This window comes from Actinomadura nitritigenes (assembly GCF_017573545.1).
GTDB classification, from domain to species: Bacteria; Actinomycetota; Actinomycetes; order Streptosporangiales; family Streptosporangiaceae; genus Spirillospora; species Spirillospora nitritigenes.
Map to the genome: position 1 here is coordinate 1 of NZ_JAGEOK010000085.1, position 3,621 is coordinate 3,621.

General features: G+C 72.7%; 4 protein-coding genes. 2 read left to right on the top strand and 2 right to left on the bottom strand.

Annotation, left to right across the window (positions count from 1 at the left end; genetic code table 11):
* A partial coding sequence (locus J4557_RS48835) for a sensor histidine kinase (RefSeq protein WP_243777552.1) occupies positions 1-251 on the top strand: 251 nt, incomplete at its 5' end.
* 4 nt (positions 252-255) lie between these two features.
* Here J4557_RS48835 and J4557_RS48840 read toward each other — a convergent pair.
* A complete protein-coding gene (locus J4557_RS48840) occupies positions 256-834 on the bottom strand; it encodes an Rv1733c family protein (protein WP_208274774.1) in 579 nt (192 codons plus the stop codon).
* Between the two features lie 225 nt (positions 835-1,059).
* Between J4557_RS48840 and J4557_RS48845 the strand changes: the two genes are divergently transcribed.
* Entirely contained in the window at positions 1,060-1,629 is a 570-nt protein-coding gene (locus tag J4557_RS48845) for a hypothetical protein (protein ID WP_372442616.1), read from the top strand.
* A gap of 258 nt (positions 1,630-1,887) precedes the next feature.
* On the opposite strand, the gene J4557_RS48850 is transcribed toward J4557_RS48845, so the two are convergent.
* The gene (locus tag J4557_RS48850) at positions 1,888-3,234 is read right to left on the bottom strand and encodes a sensor histidine kinase (protein WP_307800634.1); all 1,347 of its coding nucleotides are present in this window, start codon (positions 3,232-3,234) and stop codon (positions 1,888-1,890) included.
* Positions 3,235-3,621 lie beyond the last annotated feature (387 nt).

Genomic DNA, 3,621 nt, shown 5'->3' on the forward strand with positions numbered 1-3,621 from the left:
TCGTGCGGGAGGCTCTGTCGAACGTGGCGCGGCATGCGCGGGCGGGTGAGGCCGCGGTCGCCATCGATGTCGGCGACGAGTTGATGCTGCGGGTGGAGGACGATGGTGTGGGCATTCCCGAGGGCGGCCGCCGCAGCGGTCTGCGCAACATGACCGAGCGCGCCGAGGCGTGCGGGGGGTCCTGCACCACCCGCGGGCGGCCCGGCGGCGGCACCATCCTGGCCTGGCGCGTCCCACTCAACGACGGCTGAGCGTTCACGGCCCGATGCGGTGCCGGTCCAGATCGGCCCACGCGGCGTCCCAGCGCCTGTACCGGATCCGGTCGAAGCGGCGCCGCACGAGCTGGTAGGCGCCGCAGAAGACCGCGGCGGTCGCGGCCACCGTGCCCACGGCGTAGGAGGCGGTGTCACCGATCGTCCGCGCGTGCGGCCGCGGGGGGTCCTCCCGGACGCCCTCAGGGCCGGCCCAGACCCGAACGTGATCGCCCACGGACGCTCCGCGCCAGGTCTCATACGCGCCGGTCCGGCGAGAACCGTCCGGAGCGATCCAGGACACCTTCACCCCTCGGTTCGAGCGGGTCTCGTCGACCTTCACGACCGTCGCCTCGGTCGCATGCAGAACAGCCGCCTCGCGGCGTTCGGCCCGCACGCCCGAATCGTAAACGGCGCGGCTCACATGAACGGCCGCGACGGAAGCGACGGCGATACCGGCCGTCAGCAGCAGCAATCCGATGAACCACTGCCACCGGTCCATTCCGCGCCGCAAATCGTTCCTGTCGAAACCGCAACTGCGACGCCTTCGATCCATCGTCCGCTCAATCCTCGCCAGTTCCATACCGTCCTCCAGATCAGAACCTTCCCTGCGAGGCTAGGACGGCGCCCATGCGCGAGGGCAGGGACGTCCGGCCCGAGAACGGACGCATTGCGGGCGCATAAAGAACCGGACGAGGGGACCTAGGTCCCCCTGACGATGCGCCTAACGGACCTACAGCGCGCGTTCGCCGTGGAGTTGAGTTCGTGGTGGCAAGAGAAAAGGCGATGCGACGGAAGGTGAGACGCGATGACGGTCTCCGAGCACAAGATGAACACCCGGCACGGGCACCGTCCGCTGGTGCGGGTCGTGACCCCCAAGCCGCTCACCGAGTCGGCCGCGGCCCGGTACGTCTGGGCGGTCGCGCGGCTGGCCCTGGGGTGGGTCTTCCTGTGGGCGTTCCTGGACAAGCTGTTCGGGCTGGGCCACGAGACCCCCGCAGCCAAGGCGTGGACCAAGGGCGGCAGCCCCACCGAGGGGTTCCTGAAGTTCTCGCCCAAGGGCCCGTTCGCCGGGTTCTACCACGACATCGCCGGTGCGGCCTGGGCCGACTGGCTGTTCATGATCGGCCTCGGCGGCGTCGGTGCGGCGCTGATCCTGGGCATCGGCATGCGGATCGCCGCCGCGGGCGGCGCGGCGCTGCTGGTCATGATGTGGTCGGCGGTGCTGCCCCCGGAGAACAACCTCTTCATGGACGACCACCTGGTCTACGCGCTGCTGATCGTCGGCCTGGCTCTGGTCAGCGCGGGCGACACCCTCGGCCTCGGCCGCTGGTGGGCCAAGGTCCCCCTGGTCAAGCGCCTCCCGGTTCTCAAGTGACCGAAGCGGAATCCGAGAGGGCGCTCACTCCGGTGAGCGCCCCTTCGGCGTGCCCGGTCAAGGTTCCACCTTTCCCTGGCGCGCGAGCAGGCCGGCGACGGGGGCGGGCCACCCGGTGCGCTGGCATCGCCGCATCATTCGGACCTCGCCGCCCGGCGAGCAGCAGGAGGAGCACCTGCGCGGGCCGTCGGGGCCGCCCGCACGCCCCAGCACGCCTGACGCTCCCGCAAGCCAGGTCTCCGACCGTCCCCAGGAAGCTCAGCGGCCCTCGCCCGGGGATGCTTCGGCGGCGGGCAGGCGCAGGACGAACCGGGCCCCGGGACGGTCGTCGAGGCGCCCGGTGACGGTCAGCGTGCCGTGGTGCGCCTCGGCGATGTCCCGGGAGATGGCGAGGCCGAGGCCGGTGCCGCCCGCGTCGCGGTGCCGGCCGTCGGCGAGCCGGGTGAACCGCTCGAAGACCCGCTCGCGGTCCTCGGCCGCGACGCCGATCCCGTCGTCGACGACCTCGACCACCGCCGTGGCGGGCCGGGTCGCGGTGGCGGGGTCGCGGTGGACGCGCACCGTGACCGATCGCTCGGCGTGCCGGTCGGCGTTGTCGATGAGGTTGGTGAGCAGCCGGGCCAGCTCGCTGGGGCCGCCGACCACCCTGACCGGGCCCTCGTGGACGAGCTCGAAGCGGGCGCGGCGCGGGCGGCGCCGGATCTCCTGGTCGACCGCCTCGGCCAGATCGACCTCCTCGCGCGGGAAGTCCTTGCCGGCGTCCAGGCGCGCCAGCGCCAGCAGATCGGCCACGACCTCCGCGACGCGGTCGCTCTTGCTCAGCATCGCCTCCAGGGCGTGGTGCAGATCGGCGCCGTCGGGCTCGGTCAGCGCGAGCTCGAGTTCCACGCGCAGGCCCGCCAGGGGGCTGCGCAGCTCGTGGGAGACGTCGGAGACGAACGCCCGCTGCCGCGCGACGGCCCGCTCGAGCCGGTCGAGCGTCGCGTTGATGCTCCTGGCGAGCCTGGTGACCTCGTCGTCGCGGACTTCCACCGGCACCCGCCGCCCGAGGTCGGTGGCGGTGATCTCGTCCAGCTCGCGGCGGATCGCCGCGGCCGGCCGCAGTGCGCGGCTCGCGGTGGCCCAGGCGCCCCAGCCCGCGAGGGCGGCGCTGAGGGGGATGAGGAAGCCCAGGACGATGGCGGGGACGGGGCGCGCGATGAGCGCCGTCTCCGGCTCCAGGGTGAGCACGTACAGCGTCTGCGAGTCGTTCCTGACGCGGAACTCCACGATGGCGAAGCAGGAGCCGCCCGGCGCGTCGATGCCGCAGGCGCGGGTGGCCAGGCGGTCGTCCACCGGGTTCGGCCGCGCGACCGAGACCGGCGGGCGGCCGAGCATCCCGGGCGTGGCGGCGACGATGCGGCCGTTCTGGTCGACCACCTGCTGGAGCGCCCGCGAGGACGGGAAGGGATATGCGGCGAGCCGCCCGGCGTCGGCCGCCGCCACGACGGTGCGGCCCTGGTGCGCCAGGCGCTGGATCTGGTCGGTCCGCTCCTGCCCGTGCATGATCCACAGGAGCGCCGCGTACAGCGCCGTGGACAGCAGCACGGCGGTCGCGACGGCCACCAGCGTCACCTGGAACTGAATCTTCGTGTGACGCAGCCTGGCCTGCGAGATCGCGCGGCCCGAGCCCCGCAGGGCCCGGCACGTCCGCTCCAGGATGACAGCCTCCCGACCCCCGCGGTTCCGGTGTCGTCAGTCTTGCCGGAGTCCGGGAGCCGATGCGCGGGGCGGCGGCAATGGTTCGCCTAGCTTTGATCTTTCTTTCCGGACGCCAGGGCGCGAGGACGCCAGGACGCCTGAAGGCCGGGACACCGGACCCCGGCGACGGCCGCGCCGTTCATCTGGTCGGGCATCGCGTGTCACGCTCTCGGGTAGGCGGTGGGGTGGGTGTCGTCGTGCTGGTAGTCGAGGTCGTTGATGACGTTCACGACGCCTTCGGTGGCGGCGGTC